The sequence below is a fragment of the Streptomyces sp. SID12501 genome (genome assembly GCF_010550245.1).
Lineage (GTDB): Bacteria > Actinomycetota > Actinomycetes > Streptomycetales > Streptomycetaceae > Streptomyces.
Window position 1 is genome coordinate 79,325 of sequence record NZ_JAAGLU010000015.1, and the last position, 18,830, is coordinate 98,154.

An 18,830-nucleotide genomic window follows, 5' to 3' on the forward strand; every position below is an offset into this window, starting at 1 on the left:
GACGGAACGGCATCGAGACAAGGGAGCACATCCGGTGGCGGAGCGAACCGACGTACTGATCGTGGGCGGCAGCATGGTGGGCCTGGCCCAGGCTCTGTTCCTCGCCCAGCAGGGCATCCGGTCGATCCTGGTGGAACGCCATGCGCACATCTCGGCGCATCCGCGGGCGCAGGCGGCCAGCCCTCGCACAATGGAGCTGATGCGTGCGCTGGGCTTGGAGCAGAAGGTGCGCGCGCAGGAGAACCCGTATGCCCAGTACGGCGACATCCTGCAGGTGGAGTCGCTCACGGGCAGCGAGCTGGGCCGTTTCGACGGGCCGTTCCGGCACGACCCGAACGAGGTCAGCACGACCGGCTGGACCTTGATAGGCCAGGACCGGTTCGAGCCCCTGTTGCGCGCCAAGGCCGAGGAGCTGGGGGCGGACATCCGCTTCGCCACGGAGATGGTGCGCTTCGAGCAGGACGCCGACGGGGTCACCGCGGTGCTGCGGGATGTGCGGAGTGACGAGGAGACCGCTGTCCGCGCCGAGTACATGGTCGCGGCGGACGGCTTTCGCAGCCCCGTCCGCGAGGAGTTGGGGATCGGCACGCACGGTCAGGGTGTCTTCGGTCGCCAGATGAACGTCATCTTCCACGCCGCGCTCGACGAGTACGTGGCGGACCGCCGGTTCTTCCTCTGCTTCGTCAGCAACGACCACGTCAAGGGCGTGCTCGGCCGGCTCGACAACGCGGACCGCTGGGTGCTGGCGCCGAGCCTGCCTCCGCAGGAGACGCACGCCGAGTACTCCGAGGAGGACTGCGTCGAGATGGTGCGCGCCGCGGTCGGCGTGCCGGATCTGGAGGTGTCGGTGGAGTCGAGCACCAGTTGGGAGGTCGCCGCACTCATCGCCGACCGGTTCCGCTCCGGGCGGGTGTTCCTGGCTGGTGACTCGGCCCACATGATGCCGCCCACCGGTGGGTTCGGCGGCAACATGGGGGTGCAGGACGCGCACAATCTGGCGTGGAAGCTGGCGTCGGTGCTGCGTGGACAGGCCGGTCCCGAACTGTTGGACACCTACGCGCAGGAGCGTGTCCCGGTCGCGGAGTTCACCGTGGAGCAGGGCGTGATTCGCTACCTGCAGCGCAGTGGTCTGGACGCGGAGGTCGCGGCCCGGCACCGGCCGGAGACCACTGTGCTGTTCGGTCATGTCTACCGTTCGGGCGCGGTGCTGCCGGAGTCCGGCGCGGACGGCGTCCCCCTGGTGGAGGACCCGACCCAGCCGTCGGGCCGTCCCGGCACCCGGGCACCGCACTTCGAGCTGCGCATCGGCGGCGCCGACGCCCCGCTGCACGACCTGTTCAAGGGCGGCTGGTGGCTGCTGGCCGGTCCTGATGCCGGGTTGTGGGAGCGGGCTGCGGGCCAGGTGTCCCGGCTCACCGGCCTCGCCGTCGACTTCCATGGGGTGGGCGGTGAGGAGCCGGTCGAGGTGGCTGAGAACTTCCTGAAGAAGTACGGGATCACGACCGGCGGCGCCGTGCTCGTCCGCCCGGACGGGTTCGTGGCCTGGCGTGCGGTGGAACAGCCCGCGGACCCGGCGGTCGAGCTGTCGGCGGTCGTCCACCGGTTGCTCGCGCGCTCCGCCTGAGTTCCCGGCCGTGACGGGGTACCGGCCGGCTCGCTCTTCGCGGGCCGGCCGCGGCGGCCCCGGGGTCCGTCGTCCGGCAGGACGACCGAAGACCGGCGCGCCTCCCGGAGTCCGGGGGGCGCGCCGGTCCTGCGTGGTGGCTGCCGACGGTCAGGAGAGCGAGAGTATCTGCCGCAGCAGGCTGGTCACGGTCCGGGAGACGTCGCCCTGGGGACTGCTTTCGGCGCGCCAGGCGACAATTCCGTCGGGGCGGACCAGGACCGCGCCGCCGTCGCCGAGGCCGTAGCGCTCCTTGAAGGTGCCCTCGGTGTCGGAGTAGTCGCCGTTCGGACCGATGCCGCGGACGGTGAGGACCAGACCGAGTTCGTGGCCGGCGGCGGCCGCCGCGGCCCATGGGGAGGCTGGACCCGCGGTGAGCAGGGTGAAGCCGACCGGGAAGAGATCGACTGTGGAGAACGGGCCGTGGGCGCCCTCGATGACCACGTGCGGGGCGCGGGCGCCGGGCCGGCCGCTGGGCTTGTCCGGGTTCTCGGTGATGCTCCGGCCCTCGGCGTCGTCGCCGGCGAACGCGCCGGCCGGGTAGACATATCCGAAGGTCATCGTGGTCTCGTCGACCAGGTCCTTGGCGACGTCCTGGAACTGCTTGCCCTCGCGGACGGCGAAGCGCAGCATCGCCTGACGGACCGTCTCCTGGGCGACCGGACGGCGTTCGGCGTCGTACGAGGCGAGCAGCCCCGGCCCGGCTTTGCCCGAGAGTACGAGGGCCAGCTTCCAGGCCAGGTTGTAGGCGTCCTGGATGCCGGTGCTGGCGCCGAAGGCGCCGGTGGGCGGCATGACGTGCGCGGCGTCGCCCGCGATGAGGTGGCGGCCTCGGGTGAAGGTGTCCGCGACACGCGCCGAGATGTCCCACGCGGGCATGTCGACCGACTCGATGGTCAGCGGCAGGTCCGGGATGCCGACGGCGGCGCGGACCAGTTCGACGCAACGCTCCTGTGTGAAGTCCTCGGCGCTCTGGCCCTTGTCGGGGAAGAACGAGACGTTGATGACCCACTTGCGGTCGTTGTCGATCGGGATGATCGTGCCGCGTACCTCGGGGTTGTTGACGTAGGCGGCGATGATTTTCCGGCCGCGCAGCGGCTCCTCGAGGTCGGCGTCGAAGAAGAAGCTGACCAGATTGGTGAGGGTGCCGCGGCCGTGGGAACCGATGCCGAGGAGTTCGCGGACCGGGCTGCGGCTGCCGTCCGCGGCGATCACGTACTCGGTGCGCAGTTCGGTGCTTTCGCCGGTGCCGACGTCGGTGAGGGTCGCGGTCACGCCGTCGGCGCCCTCGGTGACGGCGTCCAGACGGGTGTGGAAGCGCAGGTCGACGCCGACCTCCTCGGCCCGCTTGCGCAGGATGGGCTCGAGCTGGTTCTGGTCGATCAGGGTCCACCGGGCGGGGCTGATGCGGCTGATGTCCTCGATGGAGGCGTTGGGCATGCGGACCCGCTCGTTGCCGGCGAGGGTCTCGACGTGCACCAGGTCGGTGTTGCCGGAGATCGGCGAACGGCCGTCCTGCACGCGCTCCTCCATGCCCACCGCGCGGTAGAGCTCCATGGTGCGCGGGTTGATGGCCCGGGCCTTGGGGTGGGTGGAGGTGCCGGGGTGACGTTCGACAAGCGTGGACCTCACCCCGTGGTGGGCGAGGAACACGGCGGCGGACAGGCCTGTGAGGCCACCGCCGACGATGAGGACGGGAACCTTTTCCTGGCTCATGCTGCTTCCTTGGGTGGTCGGGGCGGGCTGCCGGGTCCGAGCGGTCATCGGGTGGCGGTGACCAGCGTGTGCGTGCCCAGCAGTGGCTCCGCGGTGCTGCTGGTGAAGCCGGCCTCGGTGAGCCAGGTGCGGACGTCGTCGATGCGGTACTCGGAGCCGTCCTGGCTGACCAGGCGCATGTGCAGGCTGGAGAGCAGGCGTTCGGCGTCGCGGCGCTGGTCGTCGATCATCCGGTCGTAGATGAGGACCTGGCCGCCGGGGTTGGTCGCGGAGAAGACGCGGCGCAGCAGCTCCTGGCGCCGGTCGGTGTCGAAGCCGTGCAGGATGTGGCCGAGCACGATGACGTCGGCCTTCGGAACGTCGTCCGTGAAGAAGTCGCCGCCGCTGAACTCGATGCGGTCGTTCAGGCCCAGGCGGGTGGTGTGCTCGGTGAAGAGCGGGCGGGTGCGCTCCAGGTCGAAAACCCCGGCCCTGAGGTGCGGGTGTTCCTTGATGAGGACGGAGGCGAGGTTTCCGCGCGCGCCGCCGAGATCGACGAAGGAGGTGTGGCGGCTCCAGTCGATCGCGCCGGCGATCTCGATGCCCATGCGGTCGCTGTAGGCGTCGAGGCCCGCGAAGAAGCGCTTCATCTTCCCCGGGTCCTGGTGCTTGTCTCCGACGAAGCCGCCCTTGTCGGGGTCGAGGTGCTGCGGGGCTCCGGTGGTGAGCGCCTCGGTGAGCCGTCCCCAGGTGCCGTACAGGGTCTCGTTGGTCAGCTCGACGAAGCCGCCGAGGTAGGTGGCGGTGCCCGGGACGAGGTACGCCTGGGCCAGCGGGCCGTTGCCGTACCGGTCCCCGGTGCGCTCCAGCAGGCCCAGGCCGACCAGCGCGTCGAGGAAGTCGGCGGCCATGCGGTTGTGCAGGCCGGTTGCGGCGACGACGTGGTCCGCACCGGCGGGGCCTTCGGCGAGGGCACCGAACACGCCGAGTGTCACCGCGCTGTGCAGCACCTTGGCTCCGCAGTCCGCGATGGTCAGCTTGATCAGCGGACCGGGGTCGACCGCCGCGGCCGTCGTACGGTCATCGGTCGTTGTCACGCGAGCCTCCTAGCGAGCCATGAGGGACCGCTTCGGTCCTTCTCCCGACGATGGCCGATTCGCGTGGAGTCCCGCTCGAAGCGCTCTGAAGCCTGTGCGTGGGGTGCCTGCCCCGGGCATGGTGAAGTGCCGCCCTCCCGCCGCGGGTCGCGGAAGGGGGCGGCACTTCGGCCATGAGTCACATACGGGGGTTGATGTGATCAGGCCGTTTCGGGGGTGCTGTCGGCGGAGGCCAGGTCCGGGCCCTCGGCCTGCGGATCGCCGCCGTGGTGGCGGGAGCGGAGCGTGAGGTTCTTCATGAGCAGGGTGAGGACGAGGCCCAGCGCGAGGATCGGCACCGCAGCGGTGAAGACCGGGGTGAGCGAGGCGGCGTACGACTGCTCGATGGCGCTGCGCACCGGGGTGGCGAGCGTGTCGAGGACCGTGTCCGAGGAGAGCGAGTTGCGGTCGATGCCGTCGAGGGCACCGGCAGGCAGGCGGGTGTCGAGCTCGTCGGTGAGGCGGCCGTAGAAGATGGCGGCGAAGAGCGAGATGCCGATCGAGGTGCCGAAGGAGCGGCCGAAGGTCACGGTGCCGGAGACGGCTCCCATGTCCTGCGGGGGCGCGGTGTTCTGGGCGGCCTGTGTGAAGACCTGGGCGGAGAGACCCGAGGCGAAGCCGAAGACGGCCATGTAGAGGATGGCGAGGGCGCGCGGGGTCTCGCTGTCCATGGTGGACAGCAGGAGAGCGCCGACGATGCCGAGGGCCATGCTCAGGATGGGGAAGATCCTGTACTTGCCGGTCTTGCCGATGATCTTGCTGGAGCCGATGGAAGCGAGCACGACGCCCATCATCATCGGCAGCAGGACGAAGCCTGAGGCGGTGGGGCTGGCACCGGTGACGACCTGTACGTACAGGGCGAGGAACTGGACGACGCCGACGAAGACGATGCCGCAGACGATGGTGCCGAGCAGCGAGATGGTGAAGGTGGAGTCCTTGAAGAGGCGCAGCGGGACGACCGGCTCCGCGGCAGTGGACTCGGCCTTGATGAACAGGCCGAGGAACAGCAGGGTGCCGATGCCGAGGCCGATGATCTGCGGGGAGGTCCAGGCGTACTCGACACCGCCCCATGAGGTGAACAGGGTGAGGGCGACGATGGCACCGGAGAGGGTGACGATGCCGGCGTAGTCGAGCTTGGACTCACGGACCGTACGGGGCAGGTGCAGGTACTTGACCAGCAGGATGACGATCACGGCGCCGACGGGCAGGTTGACCAGGAAGACCCAGTGCCAGCTGAGCGCGTCGGTGAGCACGCCGCCGACGGCGGGGCCGGCGAGGGAGGCGCCGGCGAAGACCATGCCGAACATGCCGTAGTACTTGGCGCCTTCACGCGGGGTGAACAGTTCGCCGATGATGGCGAGGACGGAGACGAACAGGCCTCCGGCACCCAGACCCTGCACGACGCGGAAGACGATGAGCTGCTCCATGGAGCCGGCCGCGCCCGCGAGGGCGGAGCCCAGCAGAAACAGGCCCATCGCCGAGAGGTAGGTGACCTTGCGGCCGAAGAGGTCGCCGAGCTTGCCGTAGATCGGCGTGGTGACGCTGGATGCGATGACGTAGGCGATGGTCACCCACGCGAAGAGGTCGATACCGCCGAGGTCGCCCGCGATGCGGGGCAGGGCGGTGGCGACGATCTGCAGGTCGAGGATGGCCACGAAGGCGGAGAGCATGCAGGCGACCATGACCGGGGTGGTCCTGGTGCCGGAGGGGTGGAGCCCTCCGGGTGCCTGGGGGATGGGAGCGGACAAGGTGGTGCCGCCTTTCGGATCGGTGTGTGCTCCCCGTCGCACCGGCCGCTCGAAGCGGTCGGCGTCACCTGGCTCTCGGCCCCGAACAGGGCTTGGGGAAGGTCTCGGTGTCTGCTGTGAGATGAGGGGGCGGCCGGCCCGTCGCAGGTGACTGGCAGGCCGCCTGTTCAGCGGCGTCTCAGGGAACGAGAACGATCTTGCCGAGCTGTGCGCGTGCCTCCATGAGCTCGTGGGCCTTGACAGCCTCGTCGAGCGGAAGACGATCGTGCACGACCGGCTTGACCTGGCCGGAAGCGATGAGTTCGAACAGGTGGCGCTGGCCTTCGGCCACGGCGTCCTGCTTGTTGTAGAGCATGGCGTAGAGGCTGAAGCCTGCGACGTTCTTCATACGGGACAGGGCCAGGGTCGGCAGGTCCGGGATGTCGCCGGAGGCCGAGCCGTAGAAGACGAGGGTGCCGAACTGGGCGGTGATGCCCAGGGATTTCAGCAGGACGTCGCCGCCGACGGTCTCGAGGACGATGTCGGCGCCGCGGCCGTCGGTGGCGGCGAGGACCTGGTCGGTCCAGTCCTTGTCGCTGTAGTTGATGGTGACGTCGGCGCCGAGCTCGCGCGCGAAGTCGAGCTTGGCCTGGGTACTGGCGGTGGCGATGACCTTGCCGGCACCGAGGGCCTTGGCGATCTGGACGGCCAGGTGGCCGACGCCGCCGGCGGCAGCGTCGATCACGATGGTCTGGCCGGGCTGGAGGCGGCCGGACTCCCTGATCGCGTGATACGCGGTCTGGGCCGGGCTGGGCAGGAGGGTCGCCTCGGCGGCGTCGAGGTCCTGCGGGATCTTGATGAGCCAGTCGGTGCCGGAGACGACGTAGTCGGCGTAGGCGTTCTGGTCGATGTCACCGACGACGCGGTCGCCGACGGCGAAGCCGGTGACGCCGTCACCGACGGCCTCGATCGTGCCGGCGACGTCGCCGCCGGGGGCGCCGGGGAGACCGGCGTGGCCGCCGATCGGAATGCCCTGACGGCGCTGGACCTCGGCGAAGGTGACGCCGATGGCCTCGGCGCGGATCAGGACCTGACCCGTACCGGGCTGCGGCTTCTCCACCTCTTCGAGACGCAGTACGGACGGCGCGCCATGCTCGTAGTGGCGGATGATTCGCATGATTTCTCCAAATGGGTTTTTCGTCGGGCCGTCGCGGATCGCCGCGGCTCGACCCGGGGTGCGATACATATGCATGTTGTCACGCATTTGATTGCCAGTCCACATGTGCCGAGTGATGCGGACATTCTTTGCCAGTCCCTTACGGAGCCGGCGGGCGGGTCAGCTGAAGACCGCGCGGGTGGGGTCGGTGACTCCGGCCCAGGTCTCGATGGCCGTACGCAGACCCCCGGCGATCTCGGCAGGCGAGGCGCTGCGGTCCGCGGCCCAGACGACGTAACCGTCGGGGCGGATGAGCACACCGGCCAGCTCCGGCTCGTCCTCGCATTCGGCGACGACATGGCGGACGCGGCCGGCCCAGTCGAGCGGCGCGGCCCACTTCTCGTACTCCTCGGCGATCTCCGGCCGGCCGGCCAGGTCGAGCAGGACGAAGTTGGCGCGGCGCAGAAACTTCGGGAGGGTCTCGGTTCCGTCCTCGGTCCTGAGCGTCAGGTCGCGGGCGAAGTCGCCGAGCAGGCGGTGCTCGGGGCCCGGCAGGTCGTAGCGGACCCGTACACCGCTGAGCATCTCGGCGATATGGCGGTTGACCTGGTCCTTCTGCATGAGGTCCTGGAAGAGCCCGCGCAGTTGGGTGACGTAGGGGTCGGGGTTCATCAGCGCGATCTGGGCGCGGGTGTTGGCCAGCACCTGGCGGGCCGGCTCCTGGCGCTCCTCGTCGTACGTGTCGAGCAGCCCTTTGCTGCCCCAGCCGTTGATGTCGGCGCACAGCTTCCAGCCGAGGTTGAGCGCGTCCTGGAGGCCCAGGTTGACGCCCTGGCCGCCGACCGGGAAGTGGGTGTGGGCGGCATCGCCGGCGAGCAGGACGCGACCCCTGCGGTAGCTCTCGGCCTGGCAGGCGGAGTCGGTGAACCAGGAGAGCCAGCGCGGCTCGGAGGCGCCCAGGTCGTCGCCCCAGATCTCGCGGACGCTGTCCTTGAACTCCTCGAAGGTGAGCTCGGAGTCCGGTTCCTTGCCCTTCTCGAAGTCGAAGGTGGCGACGCGGTGGTACTTCTCGTCGAGCGGGACACAGAAGAGCAGACCGCGCTCGGTGCGCTCCATGCCCATCGGGGCGTTCTCGCGGTCGGCGAGGACGACGTCGGCCAGGCGCGCGGTGACGCGGCCGCCGGTGCCGGGGAAGTCGATCCCCGCGGACCTGCGCACCAGGCTGCGACCGCCGTCCGTTCCGACGACGTACCGCGCGCGCAGGGTGTACGGGCCCTCGGGGCCGATGACGTCGGCCTCGGCGCCGTCATCGTCCTGGCGGACAGCCGTCACCTCGTGGCCGCGGCGGATCTTGCAGCCGAACTCCTCGGCCCGCTCCTCCAGCAGGCGCTCGGTCCGGGTCTGCTCGGAAAGCAGGGCGTAGTTGTGAGCGCTGTCCAGGAGCGAGAAGTCGACCCAGACGTCGAGGCCCGCGAAGTGGCCGTTGTTCCATGAGTGGGCACCCTCGCGGAAGCGGTCGGCGAGCCCGCGGCGGTCGAGCGACTCCAGCGAGCGCGCGTGCAGCCCGAAGGCCTTGGAGTGGGGGGTGCGCTCGGCGAGTTTCTCCAGTACGACGGCCTTGGCGCGGCCGATACGGAGCTCGGAGGCGAGCAGCATGCCTACCGGGCCGCCGCCGACGATGATCACGTCGAAATCGAAGTCCCTGCTGTCCGGCATTGCGATCCTTTCAGGTGATGGAGGTGGTTCTGCAAGGGGAAATTTATATGTCTAACTTCATGCAATAGCATGTGAGCATACACATGCTCACTGTCCTCGATCGCCGCGCCTAGGATGTTTGCCATGGAGACTCCAGCCACCAGGCAGAAGACCACTCAGCTCCCGTCCACCCAGGGCCCACTGGCCGCGGTGGACCCGCTCGACGCGGTCGGCCCGGCCTTCTCACGGCTGCGCCGTGCTTCTGCGCTGAACGTGGAGAGCCCGGTGGCCCGGAAGGACATGACGCGGACGCTGGTGCTCAACATCGTGGAAGAGGGATCCGAGTACGACGGGCAGGAGATCACCGTGGGCGTCGTCGCCGAGCGGCTGGTCGTGGACCCCTCCGTGGCCAGCCGCATGGTCACCGACTGCATCTCCGCCGGATACCTGATCCGCGCTGCCTCACAGCAGGACGGACGCCGAACGATCCTGCAGATGACGGACGAGGGACTGACGATGCTGGCGGCCTTCCGCCGGCATCAGCGGGCGGCCTTCGAGTTCATCACCCAGAGCTGGCCCGATGACGAACGCCTGCAGTTCGCCCGGCTGCTGATCAAGTACGTCGACTCGGTCGCGCAGGCACGGGGCGCCTCCACCAACGGCTGACCGCCGGTCCCCCACCGCTCATCGCGCCAGAACGGTGCGCAGCACCGCCTCGAGCGCCGTGCCCTGCTCAGCGACGGGGACGCCCTCGCTCGTGCGCCAGGCGACGATCCCGTCGGGGCGGACCAGTACGGCGCCCGCCGCGCCCACTCCGTACGCCTCGGCCCAACGGCTCCGCACGTCGGTCAGCGCACCGCCCTCGGCGGCCGGGGCGACGCGGTGGAAGGTGAGGTCCACGCCGAGCGCCGCTGCGGCCGTCCCGGCCGCCTCCGCCCAGGATGCGCCCTCGGCCCCGGCCAGCAGCACGAAGCCGTCGCCGAAAAGGTCGAGCGTGGTCACCGGCGCGTCGTCGCGCTCCAGCACCACGTAGGGGGCGCGGGTGCCCGGCTCGCCGCGCAGGGCGCGCGGATCGGAGGTCAGCGGGAGCTGCTCCGCACCCTCCTCGGCGACAAACGCGCCGGACGGATAGGCCTGACCCATGGTGACGCGCATCGCGTCGTGGGTGGCGGCCTGCTGCTCCTCGGTCGCGGACCGGGACCGTACGGCGAGCTGAAGCGATCCCTGCTGCGCGGTGTACGTGCCGACCGGCCGGCGCTCGTCCTGGTACGTGTCCAGCAGAGCTCGGCCCGCGACTCCCTTGAGTACCAGGGCCAGCTTCCAGCTCACGTTGAAGGCGTCGGCGATGCCGGTGTTGGCGCCGTACCCGCCGGTGGGCGGGATCTGGTGGGCGGCGTCGCCCGCGATGAGTACGCGGCCCTGCACGAAGTCATCGGTGACCAGCTCGGCCATGTCCCACGGGAAGCGGGAGCGGATGGTGACTTCGACCTCGTCCGAGCCGATGGCCGCGGAGACCAGTTCGGCGCAGCGGGCGTCGGTGAAGTCGTCCAGGCCCTCGCCCTTCTCCGGGTCGTAGCCGACGATCAGGGTGCCCTCGGTGAGGGTGTCGTCGTGCACGAGGATGCCCGTGACCTTGTCGTTCTTGACGTGGACCACGCTGTAGCGGCGCTCACCGAGCACCGCGCCGAAGTCCGCGCCGAAGGCGATGCTCACATGCCGGGAGAGCACGCCGCGGCCTTCCCGCCTGGCCCCGAGGGACTCGCGCACGGAGCTGCGCGGCCCGTCCGCAGCCACCAGGTAGTCGGCCGTCACCGTGGTCTCGCTGCCGTCGGCAGCCCGAACGACGGCGCTGACCCCGTCGTCGTCCTGGGCGAAGGAGCGGAGCTCGGTGCCGAATCGCAGGTCGGCACCGAGCTCCTCGGCACGGGCGCGCAGGATCGGCTCCAGGCGGTCCTGAGGCAGTAGCAGCAGTGTGGAGGGGGTCAGGTCCGCGAGCTCGTTCCCGCCCTCCAGCTCCTCCTTGGCGAAGAGGACCTTGCCCGCGAGGGACTCCACGCCCGCGCGGGTCCTGTGTTTCTCGAAGCCGGCGGCGGCGGCCTTGGCGGCCTTCTCGACGCCGACCGTGGCCAGCAGCTCGGCGGTGCGCGGGTAGTAGCCGACCGCGCGGGGGTGGATGGAGGTGCTGGGGTGCCGTTCGACCAAGGTGACCGGCACCTTGTGATGGGCGAGGAAAACGGCGGTGGACAGGCCGACGAGGCTGCCACCGACAATCAGTACGCGTGTGCCGCTGCTACTCACGAAAACCCCTCTCGCGGTTTATCCGGTCTATGCGGATCGTGGCAGCGGCCGGTGGACCAGAACTCGAACTTCCCTCGGGTACTCAGCTCTTGACGGAGTACGTCGACCAGGAGCTGTCCGCGACGAAGCCGAGGCGGCGGTTGAGGGCGAGGACGGCGTCGTTACGTACGTCGTTCCAGGCTTGGACCAGGGCGAGATGGGGGTTCTCGACGGCGGCCCGGGCGATCAGGCCTGCCTTGATCCACGTGCCCAGGCCCTGGCGGCGCCGGTCGGCGAGGACCAGGGTCTCCCCCGCGTCGGCCATCGGGCTGTCGCGGACGAAGAGGGTGGCGTACCCGGCGACCTCGCCGGTGGCCGTGTCGACGGCAGCGGTCACGTACTGACGGTGTCCGGCGCGCTCCGCCTCGGCCTCACGGGCGCGGACGTCGGCGGCGGTGGGGGCACGGACCTCCGCCTGACCGTTGACGGGCGCGTCCAGGGCGCCCCATGCGCGGGCGTAGAGGTCGACCAGTTCCTCGGGGCAGCGGTCGCTCCAGTGGACGAGCCGGTGGCCCGGCACCACACGGTCGGCCGGCCCGTCGAGGCCGGCACGGGCAGGACCCCTGAGGAAGAGCCGGTTGCGCAGGTTGGTGCCGTGCAGCTCGGCGCCGCGGACGGCGGCGAAAGCCTCCGCGGTGGGGGTGTGGGGGGCGTCGACCATCAGGCGGTCCCGGCCGCGGGCACGCAGTTCGGCACGAGCGGCATCGACGAGGGCTGTGCCCGCGCCTCGGCGGCGGAAGGACGGGAACACCCACAGCGAGCCGTGGCCGGGTCCGTTCGGGTCACCGAGGTCGAGGCCGAGCTTGGTGCAGCCGGCCGGCCGGTCACCGTCGAAGGCCACCAGGACGATCCGGTCGGCGCCGTGTCTGCGTTGCAGCAGCCGGGCCAGCAAGGCATGCGACACCGGCGGGTCGCCGGGCAGTTCGAGGCTCATCGTCTCCTGGAAACCCGGCAGGAGGAGGGCAATCGTGGCGGGGTCGTCGCCGTCTAGGCTGCGAATGTCCATGGACTCATCGTTGCCCGGGGCACTTGAGGTTCCGTCAAGAACGGCTCGGGGCACGGACACCGCACCGTCCGTGCCCCGAGCCGACGCGTGGTCACACTTCCTCTGTCTCCTTGATGGTGATGGCTCGCACCGGGCATGCCCGGACAGCCTCGCGCACCATTGGCTCGCCGCCGCCGTCCTCACGGCCGGGGATGACGGTGGAGAGTCCGTCCTCGTCCTGTTCGAAGACGGAGGGCACGGTGACGGCACACTGGGCGGAGCCGATGCACCGGTCGGAGTCGACTGATATGTGCACGGCGGCCTACCAGGTCACGGGGAGTTCGGAGACTCCCTGGAGTACGAAAGGCGCGTTGACCGGCACCTGGTCGGCGGGGATCGCCAGTTTCAGCGTCGGCACCCGGCGGAACAGGGTCGCCAGGGCGATCTCCATCTCGGCACGGGCCAGGTTCTGGCCGATGCACTGGTGGATGCCGTAGCCGAACGCGACGTGGCGGCCGGAGGGCCGGAAGACGTCCAGGTCGTCGGCGCGCTCGAAAGAGCCGTGATCACGGTTCATCAGCATCGTCGACAGGATCACCCCGTCGCCGGCCTTGATGAGGTGGCCCTCGATCTCGATGTCCTCCTTGGCCACGCGCATCAGCATGTCTCCGATGGAGGAGAACCGCATCAGCTCGTCCACGGCCTGTGGCATCCGCGACTCGTCGGCCCGCAGCGCAGCCATCTGCTCCGGGTGGGCCAGCAGCGCCATCGTGGAGAGGGCGATCATGTTGGAGGTCGTCTCGTGGCCGGAGACCAGCAGGACGGTGGCGGTCATCGCGAGTTCCTGGCGGTCGACCTCGCCCTCCTCCAGCTGGCGGGCGATCAGCTCGTCGAGCAGGGTGTCGCCGGGTTCGGCCTGCTTGCGGCTGATCAGGTCGTCGAGGTACGCGAGGATCTCGGTGAAGGCCGTCTGCGCCTGCGCCGCCTGCTCCTCGCCGGAGGAGGAAAGCACGTGCCGCGAGCGCTCGTCGAAGTAGTGGTGGTCTTCGTACGGGACGCCCAGCAGCATGCAGATGACGGCGGACGGCATCGGCAACGCGTACTCGGCGAGCAGGTCGACGGTGACACCCGGGCCCTTGGCCAGCATCTTGTCGAGCAGGTCGTCGGCGTACTGCTGGATCGCCGGACGCAGTGCGTTGACCTGGCGGACACCGAAGCTGGGCAGCACCATACGGCGCTGACGGGCGTGCACCGGGTCGTCGACGCCGACGAGCGGGGGTGCGGCGGCCTGCTGGCGCTGGGCCTCGATACGGGGAGCGAGCAGCGGGAAGTTCGGGTCGAGGACGTCGGAGGAGAGCCGGGCGTCCGGGAACAGCCTGCGGCCGAGCTCGTTGCCGGTGATCAGCCAGGCGATGCGTCCGTTCCAGAGCGTGACCCGGGAGATCGGGCCCATCTCACGGAGCTGCTCGTAGCCGGGCGGCATCTGGTAGGGGCAGGTGCGCTGGATGGGATAGGCGGGAGCGTTCTCAGGTCCGTCCGCCAGCGTCTTCGGCTCGTCGAGTGTGTCGGTCATGGGGACTCCTGAGTCTGCGGCCGGTGGGCCATGCGGTGTGGTCGGGGAGGATCGGGGCGGGGTTCACAGGCCGCCGGTGACGCGTAGGGCCTCGCCGTGGACGTTTCCGTTGGCGGCGGAGCCGAGGAAGACGACAGTGCGCGCGACGTCCTCGGGAGTGTTCATCCGGCCCGAGGGAAGGGATCCGGCCTTGTTCTCCAGGAAGGCGGGCGAGGCGTGCGTGAGCACGTTCTCGGTGAGGGTCTGGCCGGGCACGACCTCGTTCACCAGGATTCCGGCGGGACCGAGCTCCCAGGCGAGGCTGCGCACCAACCCGTGCAGGGCGGCCTTGGCGGCTCCGTATGCGCCCGCGCCCGTCATACCCGTGTCCGCGAGGCCGGCGCCGATCAGCACGATGCGGCCCCAGTCCCGGCCGCGCATGAGGGGCAGCACGGCTTGGACGGTGTGAAAGACGGCGTCCACGGAGGTTCGCAGGACCCGCTGCCACTGCTCGGGTGGGACATCCTCGAAGGCGGGCATCTGCCGGCCGGGCCGCGGGATCGCGTCGCCCCACTCGACCGCGCCGGCGACGAGAACGTCGATCCCGCCCCACTCGGCACCCACCGCGGCGACGGCGGCCCGTATGGAGTCCTCATCGCCGAGGTCGTAGCGAACCACGTACGGGGTGCCGCCCGCAGCGGCGACCTGATCGGCTGTCTCCTTCGCCCCCGCCTCGTCGCAGTGGTAGGTGATCGCGACCCGCGCGCCCTCCGCCGCGTAGGCGAGGGCCGTAGCCCGGCCGATGCCGCGGGAAGCACCGGTGACGAGCACCGCCTTGTCCGTCAGATCCGTCTTCATCGTCCTGCTTTCGTCGTCTGCCGACCGCGCTCCCGGCCGGAGTCGATGCTCTGGCCGTGCCGGAAGAAGCCGTCGGGGTCGTAGGCCTGCTTGATCTCGCGCAGTCGGGCGGCGTTCTCCGCGTAGTGGTCGGTCTCCCAGTCGGCCTGCGTCCGCGAGCTGGGGAAGTTGATGTAGGAGCCGGTGGCCAGCGGGGCGAGGGCCGCGCCGCACCGGTCGGCCCACGCGTCGAGTTCGGCCGGGCCCCGCGCGGCCGACGCCGCGTCACGGGTGGCCATCTGGAAGCCCGTCAGGAACTGGGCGTCACGGTGCGCATAGGCGGTCTCCGCGCGGCCGACGCGGTTGGCGGCTCCGCCGAGCGCGATGCACAGCAGGTAGCGCTCGTTGTCCAGGCCGGGGTCCCACGCGTGCAGCAGGGCGTCTGCCTCGCCGCGCGTGACCGCCCTGTCGGAGAGGCGGTAGGCCTGCCGGGTGTAGGGGTGACGGTGGCCGACCGCGTCCGGGTGAGTGCCGGTGCGGTGGCACTGCTGGACGGTCTTGGAGCCGCACAGCGCCTCGTGCATGACGTCGGCGTACACCCCGGACGCCGAGACCTCGCGGTGTACGGGCCTCGTGCCGGTGCGTTCGGTGAGAGCGTCGAGGGCGCGTTCGAGTCCGTCGGACGGACCGTGGTGCACGCCCCAGGCCTTGACGATCGGCTTGCCGCCGGGCCCGAACATGCCGGGCAGCACGACCAGGGAGGTGCCCAGGTCGTCCGACTCCTCGACGGCCCAGGACTGCCAGGCGGCCAGCACGTCGGCGGCGTCCTCGTAGGACCACAGCGTCTCGAAGCCGGTCAGACGCGGGGCGTCGACGGGGCGCAGCTCGAATTCGGTGACAATGCCGAAGTTCCCGCCGCCACCGCCCCGCAGGGCCCAGTACAGGTCCGGGTGCTCGTCCGCCGACGCGAGCACGGCCCTGCCGTCGGCGAGGACGACCCGCGCCGAGACGACGTGGTCGCTCGCGATGCCGAACTTGCGGGTCTGCCAGCCCAGCCCGCCGCCGCTGAGGAAGCCGCCCTGGCTGACGGTGGGAAACGTGCCCGTGATGATCTGGCGCCCGTGCGGTTCAAGGGCGTCGAGCGCGTCGAGCGACTGTATGCCGGCCCCGATGCGCACGGTGGGGCCGTCGACGGTGGCGTGGTTCATCCGGGACAGGTCGATGACCAGGCCGGTGCCGGTGGACCAGCCGTTGAAGCTGTGGCCTGCCCCCCGGACGTGCGCCGCGACACCGGTCTCCCGCGCGTGGCGTACACAGGCGAGGACGTCCTGGGGGGATTCGCAGTAGGCGATGCCGTAGGGCGTGACCGAGTCGTACTCGGTGTTCTGCAGTTGCCTGGCCAGCTGGTACCCCGGATCGGACGGGAGAACAAGCTCGCCCTTGAGTTCATCGCGCAACATGGGAGTCTTTCCTCCGTGGGTCACCGGTCCGGGGTAACGGGCCTTGTCCGACTGCCGTGCCTACTTGTCGACGCCGAACTTGCGGGCGGTGACCTTGGAGCCCTCGTGGCCGCGCAGGAGGTCGCCGGAGGGCGAGTAGAAGTTGGCTCCGCCGGCGCCCTCCCAGTGATCGTCGGAGACGAACTCGCCGGTGACGAAGACGTGGGCCTCGCCTACGTGCTCGCCCTGCGGATTCACGGCGAGGATGTGGAAGTTGTAGTGGAAGGAGTCCTTCCCGGTGGACTCCCAGTTGCCCAGGCCGATGTTCTTGGCGTTGACCTGGTAGCAGGTGACGCCGCCGTCACCCGTGAAGGACGCCAGTCCGAACACGGATTTGCCGTCGTCTTCCAGCTCGGTGGTCCAGGTTCCGACAAGCCTGGCGTCGGTCATGGTGGATCTCTCCTGACGTGGGTCCGGTTCGCGTGGTGTGGGTGTGCCATAGCTACGGTTCCGTCTCGGACTGGAGGGACACTTGAACGGCCCTGCAGCCGGGCGTGGAACCGGAGGTCATCTGCCGCGCCACATGCCGGCGCACGAGTGCCGGTCGCGGTGCGGTCGGTGCCGGCCGGCCCCGGTCTTCTTCGGCTTCGTGGCCGCGGCCCGCCCGGCGGCGGCCACGCGCCTCAGGACGGTCGGCAAAACCGCCGCGAGGGCGGCTGTCTCCTCCGCGGTGGGCATGCCTTTGGTGATCCGCCAAGTCGTCATGGTCTTCGCCCCGCCCGTCACACCGGCGGGTTGCCGTGCTTGCGGGAGGGGATGTCCGCGTACTTGGACCGCAGCATGGCGAGCGCGCCGATGATCGTGGAGCGGGTCGCTGCCGGGTCGATGACGTCGTCCACCAGGCCGCGTTCAGCGGCGTAGTAAGGGTGCATCAGCTCGGTCTGGTACTGCTTGATCTTCTGGGCCCGTACGGCGTCCGGATCGTCCGCCGCGGTGATCTCCCGCCGGAAGATCACGTTGGCGGCCCCCTCGGCGCCCATGACCGCGATCTCGTTCGTCGGCCACGCCAGCGAGATGTCGGCGCCGATGGAGCGCGAGTCCATGACGATGTACGCGCCGCCGTACGCCTTGCGCATGATCAGCTGCACCCGTGGGACGGTGGCGTTGCAGTACGCGTAGAGCAGCTTCGCGCCGTGACGGATGACGCCGCCGTGTTCCTGGTCCACACCCGGCAGAAAGCCGGGGACGTCGACGAGGGTCACCAGGGGGATGGAGAAGGCGTCGCAGAACTGCACGAAACGGGCTGCCTTCTCGCTGGCGTGGATGTCGAGCACACCGGCGAAGGCGGCGGGCTGGTTGGCGACGACGCCTGTCACATGGCCGTCGAGGCGGGTCAGTGCGCAGACGATGTTGGTCGCCCAGTCGGTTTGGATCTCGAAGTACTCGCCGTCGTCGACGATCTCCTCGATGACCGCCCGTACGTCGTACGCCTGGTTGGGGCTGGCGGGGACGATCTCCTGAAGTGCCTCGGTGAGCCGGTCTGCCGGGTCGTCCGAGGGCTGGTGGGGTGCCGTCTCACGGTTGTTGGACGGCAGCAGGGAGAGCAGGAACCGTACGTCTTCCAGGCAGGCGGCCTCGTCGTCGTGGGCGAAGGCCGCGACGCCGGACACAGCCGCGTGGACATCGGCTCCGCCCAGCCCGTTCTGGGTGATCTCTTCGCCGGTGACGGCTCTGACGACGTCCGGTCCGGTGATGAACATCTGCGAGGTCTCGCGCACCATGAACACGAAGTCGGTGAGCGCGGGCGAGTAGGCGGCGCCGCCGGCGCACGGGCCGAGCATCACGGAGATCTGCGGAATCACGCCGGAGGCGAGGGTGTTGCGCCGGAAGATGCCGCCGTAGCCAGCGAGTGCGGTGACGCCCTCCTGGATGCGGGCGCCGGCGCCGTCGTTCAGCGACACCAGCGGCGCACCCGCCGCGAGAGCCATGTCCATGATCTTGTGGATCTTGGTGGCGTGCGCTTCGCCGAGGGCACCGCCGAAGATCCGGAAGTCATGGGCGTAGACGAAGACGGTCCTCCCGTGGACAGTTCCCCAGCCGGTCACGACGCCGTCGGTGTACGGGCGCTTGTTCTCCAGGCCGAAGCCGCTCGCGCGATGCCTGCGCAGGGCCTCGATCTCGTGGAACGAACTCTCGTCGAGGAGCAGGCCGATCCGTTCCCGGGCAGTCAGTTTTCCTTTCGCGTGCTGCCGGGCCGTGGCCTGCTCGTCGGGGCCGACGGCGGCCTTCTCCTTGAGCTGGGCGAGTTCGGCGGACCGGTCGGATGCGGCGGCAGCGGTGTCGGTGATCACGCGATCTCCTTCGGGTTCAGCAGCCGGCGTGCCAGATCCCGTTCTTCCGCGCTGAGCGGGATGTCGGGGCGCAGCTGTTCGGGATGGCCGGGCGGGGGCTGGGGCAGCACCCATTGCCTGGCCGGATCACCGAGCGGGGGAACGTAGACCCATATGGCGCCGGCAGCGATCAGTGCCCGGCCGACCATCCACAGGAACGCGGCGGCCTTGGACCGATAACCCACTTGCCCTCCGTAACCGAGGACCTGGTCGTCCGT

At 70.0% G+C, this 18,830-nt stretch carries 17 protein-coding genes; 2 read left to right on the forward strand and 15 right to left on the reverse strand.

Annotation, left to right across the window (positions count from 1 at the left end):
* Positions 1–34: 34 nt before the first annotated feature.
* On the forward strand, positions 35–1,624 hold the full coding sequence (locus G3I71_RS19510) for an FAD-dependent monooxygenase (RefSeq protein WP_164316093.1): 1,590 nt from the start codon (positions 35–37) through the stop codon (positions 1,622–1,624).
* A 150-nt stretch (positions 1,625–1,774) separates the two neighbouring features.
* Here the strand turns inward: G3I71_RS19510 and G3I71_RS19515 are convergent, their stop codons facing one another.
* The 5 genes from G3I71_RS19515 to G3I71_RS19535 form a co-directional block, all read right to left on the reverse strand.
* Positions 1,775–3,379 (reverse strand): FAD-dependent oxidoreductase, encoded by a 1,605-nt coding sequence (locus G3I71_RS19515; RefSeq protein ID WP_164316094.1) that lies wholly within the window; start codon positions 3,377–3,379, stop codon positions 1,775–1,777.
* Between the two features lie 44 nt (positions 3,380–3,423).
* Positions 3,424–4,455 carry a methyltransferase gene (locus G3I71_RS19520; protein ID WP_164316095.1) on the reverse strand — a complete coding sequence of 344 codons (1,032 nt, stop codon included), beginning with the start codon at positions 4,453–4,455 and terminating at the stop codon, positions 3,424–3,426.
* Positions 4,456–4,655: 200 nt separating this feature from the next.
* Entirely contained in the window at positions 4,656–6,242 is a 1,587-nt protein-coding gene (locus G3I71_RS19525; RefSeq protein WP_275409231.1) for an MDR family MFS transporter, read from the reverse strand.
* Between the two features lie 178 nt (positions 6,243–6,420).
* A complete protein-coding gene (locus G3I71_RS19530; RefSeq protein ID WP_164316096.1) occupies positions 6,421–7,398 on the reverse strand; it encodes a zinc-binding dehydrogenase in 978 nt (325 codons plus the stop codon).
* Between the two features lie 159 nt (positions 7,399–7,557).
* Positions 7,558–9,093 carry an FAD-dependent monooxygenase gene (locus tag G3I71_RS19535; protein ID WP_164316097.1) on the reverse strand — a complete coding sequence of 512 codons (1,536 nt, stop codon included), beginning with the start codon at positions 9,091–9,093 and terminating at the stop codon, positions 7,558–7,560.
* 123 nt (positions 9,094–9,216) lie between these two features.
* Here G3I71_RS19535 and G3I71_RS19540 point away from each other — a divergent pair, with 123 nt between their 5' ends.
* Complete coding sequence (locus G3I71_RS19540) at positions 9,217–9,738, forward strand: MarR family winged helix-turn-helix transcriptional regulator (RefSeq protein ID WP_164316098.1); 522 nt, start codon at positions 9,217–9,219, stop codon at positions 9,736–9,738.
* Between the two features lie 18 nt (positions 9,739–9,756).
* Here G3I71_RS19540 and G3I71_RS19545 read toward each other — a convergent pair whose 3' ends face one another.
* From G3I71_RS19545 to G3I71_RS19590, 10 genes are all read right to left on the reverse strand, one after another.
* Entirely contained in the window at positions 9,757–11,370 is a 1,614-nt protein-coding gene (locus G3I71_RS19545) for an FAD-dependent monooxygenase (RefSeq protein WP_164316099.1), read from the reverse strand.
* A gap of 82 nt (positions 11,371–11,452) precedes the next feature.
* Positions 11,453–12,415: a GNAT family N-acetyltransferase gene (locus tag G3I71_RS19550; protein ID WP_164316100.1), complete on the reverse strand. Its 963-nt coding sequence runs from the start codon at positions 12,413–12,415 to the stop codon at positions 11,453–11,455.
* Between the two features lie 91 nt (positions 12,416–12,506).
* Positions 12,507–12,710 carry a ferredoxin gene (locus G3I71_RS19555; RefSeq protein ID WP_164316101.1) on the reverse strand — a complete coding sequence of 68 codons (204 nt, stop codon included), beginning with the start codon at positions 12,708–12,710 and terminating at the stop codon, positions 12,507–12,509.
* 6 nt (positions 12,711–12,716) lie between these two features.
* On the reverse strand, positions 12,717–13,967 hold the full coding sequence (locus G3I71_RS19560) for a cytochrome P450 (RefSeq protein WP_164316102.1): 1,251 nt from the start codon (positions 13,965–13,967) through the stop codon (positions 12,717–12,719).
* Positions 13,968–14,030: 63 nt separating this feature from the next.
* The gene (locus G3I71_RS19565) at positions 14,031–14,804 is read right to left on the reverse strand and encodes an SDR family NAD(P)-dependent oxidoreductase (protein WP_164316103.1); all 774 of its coding nucleotides are present in this window, start codon (positions 14,802–14,804) and stop codon (positions 14,031–14,033) included.
* On the reverse strand, positions 14,801–16,243 hold the full coding sequence (locus G3I71_RS19570; RefSeq protein ID WP_164316104.1) for an FAD-binding oxidoreductase: 1,443 nt from the start codon (positions 16,241–16,243) through the stop codon (positions 14,801–14,803). Before G3I71_RS19570 ends, G3I71_RS19565 begins: the two co-directional genes overlap by 4 nt.
* 60 nt (positions 16,244–16,303) lie before the next feature.
* Positions 16,304–16,672 (reverse strand): hypothetical protein, encoded by a 369-nt coding sequence (locus tag G3I71_RS19575; RefSeq protein WP_164316105.1) that lies wholly within the window; start codon positions 16,670–16,672, stop codon positions 16,304–16,306.
* Positions 16,673–16,789: 117 nt separating this feature from the next.
* A complete protein-coding gene (locus tag G3I71_RS19580) occupies positions 16,790–16,987 on the reverse strand; it encodes a hypothetical protein (RefSeq protein WP_164316106.1) in 198 nt (65 codons plus the stop codon).
* Between the two features lie 17 nt (positions 16,988–17,004).
* Positions 17,005–18,573 carry an acyl-CoA carboxylase subunit beta gene (locus G3I71_RS19585; protein ID WP_203730857.1) on the reverse strand — a complete coding sequence of 523 codons (1,569 nt, stop codon included), beginning with the start codon at positions 18,571–18,573 and terminating at the stop codon, positions 17,005–17,007.
* Entirely contained in the window at positions 18,570–18,797 is a 228-nt protein-coding gene (locus G3I71_RS19590; RefSeq protein WP_343243001.1) for a DUF6059 family protein, read from the reverse strand. The genes G3I71_RS19585 and G3I71_RS19590 overlap by 4 nt, the downstream gene beginning before the upstream one ends.
* Positions 18,798–18,830 lie beyond the last annotated feature (33 nt).

Bases quoted from the DNA above. Each gene is read 5' to 3' on its own strand.
- G3I71_RS19515 (WP_164316094.1), bottom strand. From the start codon at position 3,379: ATGAGCCAGGAAAAGGTTCCCGTCCTCATCGTCGGCGGTGGCCTCACA.
- G3I71_RS19530 (WP_164316096.1), bottom strand. From the start codon at position 7,398: ATGCGAATCATCCGCCACTACGAGCATGGCGCGCCGTCCGTACTGCGT.
- G3I71_RS19535 (WP_164316097.1), bottom strand. From the start codon at position 9,093: ATGCCGGACAGCAGGGACTTCGATTTCGACGTGATCATCGTCGGCGGC.
- G3I71_RS19540 (WP_164316098.1), top strand. From the start codon at position 9,217: ATGGAGACTCCAGCCACCAGGCAGAAGACCACTCAGCTCCCGTCCACC.
- G3I71_RS19550 (WP_164316100.1), bottom strand. From the start codon at position 12,415: ATGGACATTCGCAGCCTAGACGGCGACGACCCCGCCACGATTGCCCTC.
- G3I71_RS19560 (WP_164316102.1), bottom strand. From the start codon at position 13,967: ATGACCGACACACTCGACGAGCCGAAGACGCTGGCGGACGGACCTGAG.
- G3I71_RS19565 (WP_164316103.1), bottom strand. From the start codon at position 14,804: ATGAAGACGGATCTGACGGACAAGGCGGTGCTCGTCACCGGTGCTTCC.
- G3I71_RS19570 (WP_164316104.1), bottom strand. From the start codon at position 16,243: ATGTTGCGCGATGAACTCAAGGGCGAGCTTGTTCTCCCGTCCGATCCG.
- G3I71_RS19575 (WP_164316105.1), bottom strand. From the start codon at position 16,672: ATGACCGACGCCAGGCTTGTCGGAACCTGGACCACCGAGCTGGAAGAC.
- G3I71_RS19580 (WP_164316106.1), bottom strand. From the start codon at position 16,987: ATGACGACTTGGCGGATCACCAAAGGCATGCCCACCGCGGAGGAGACA.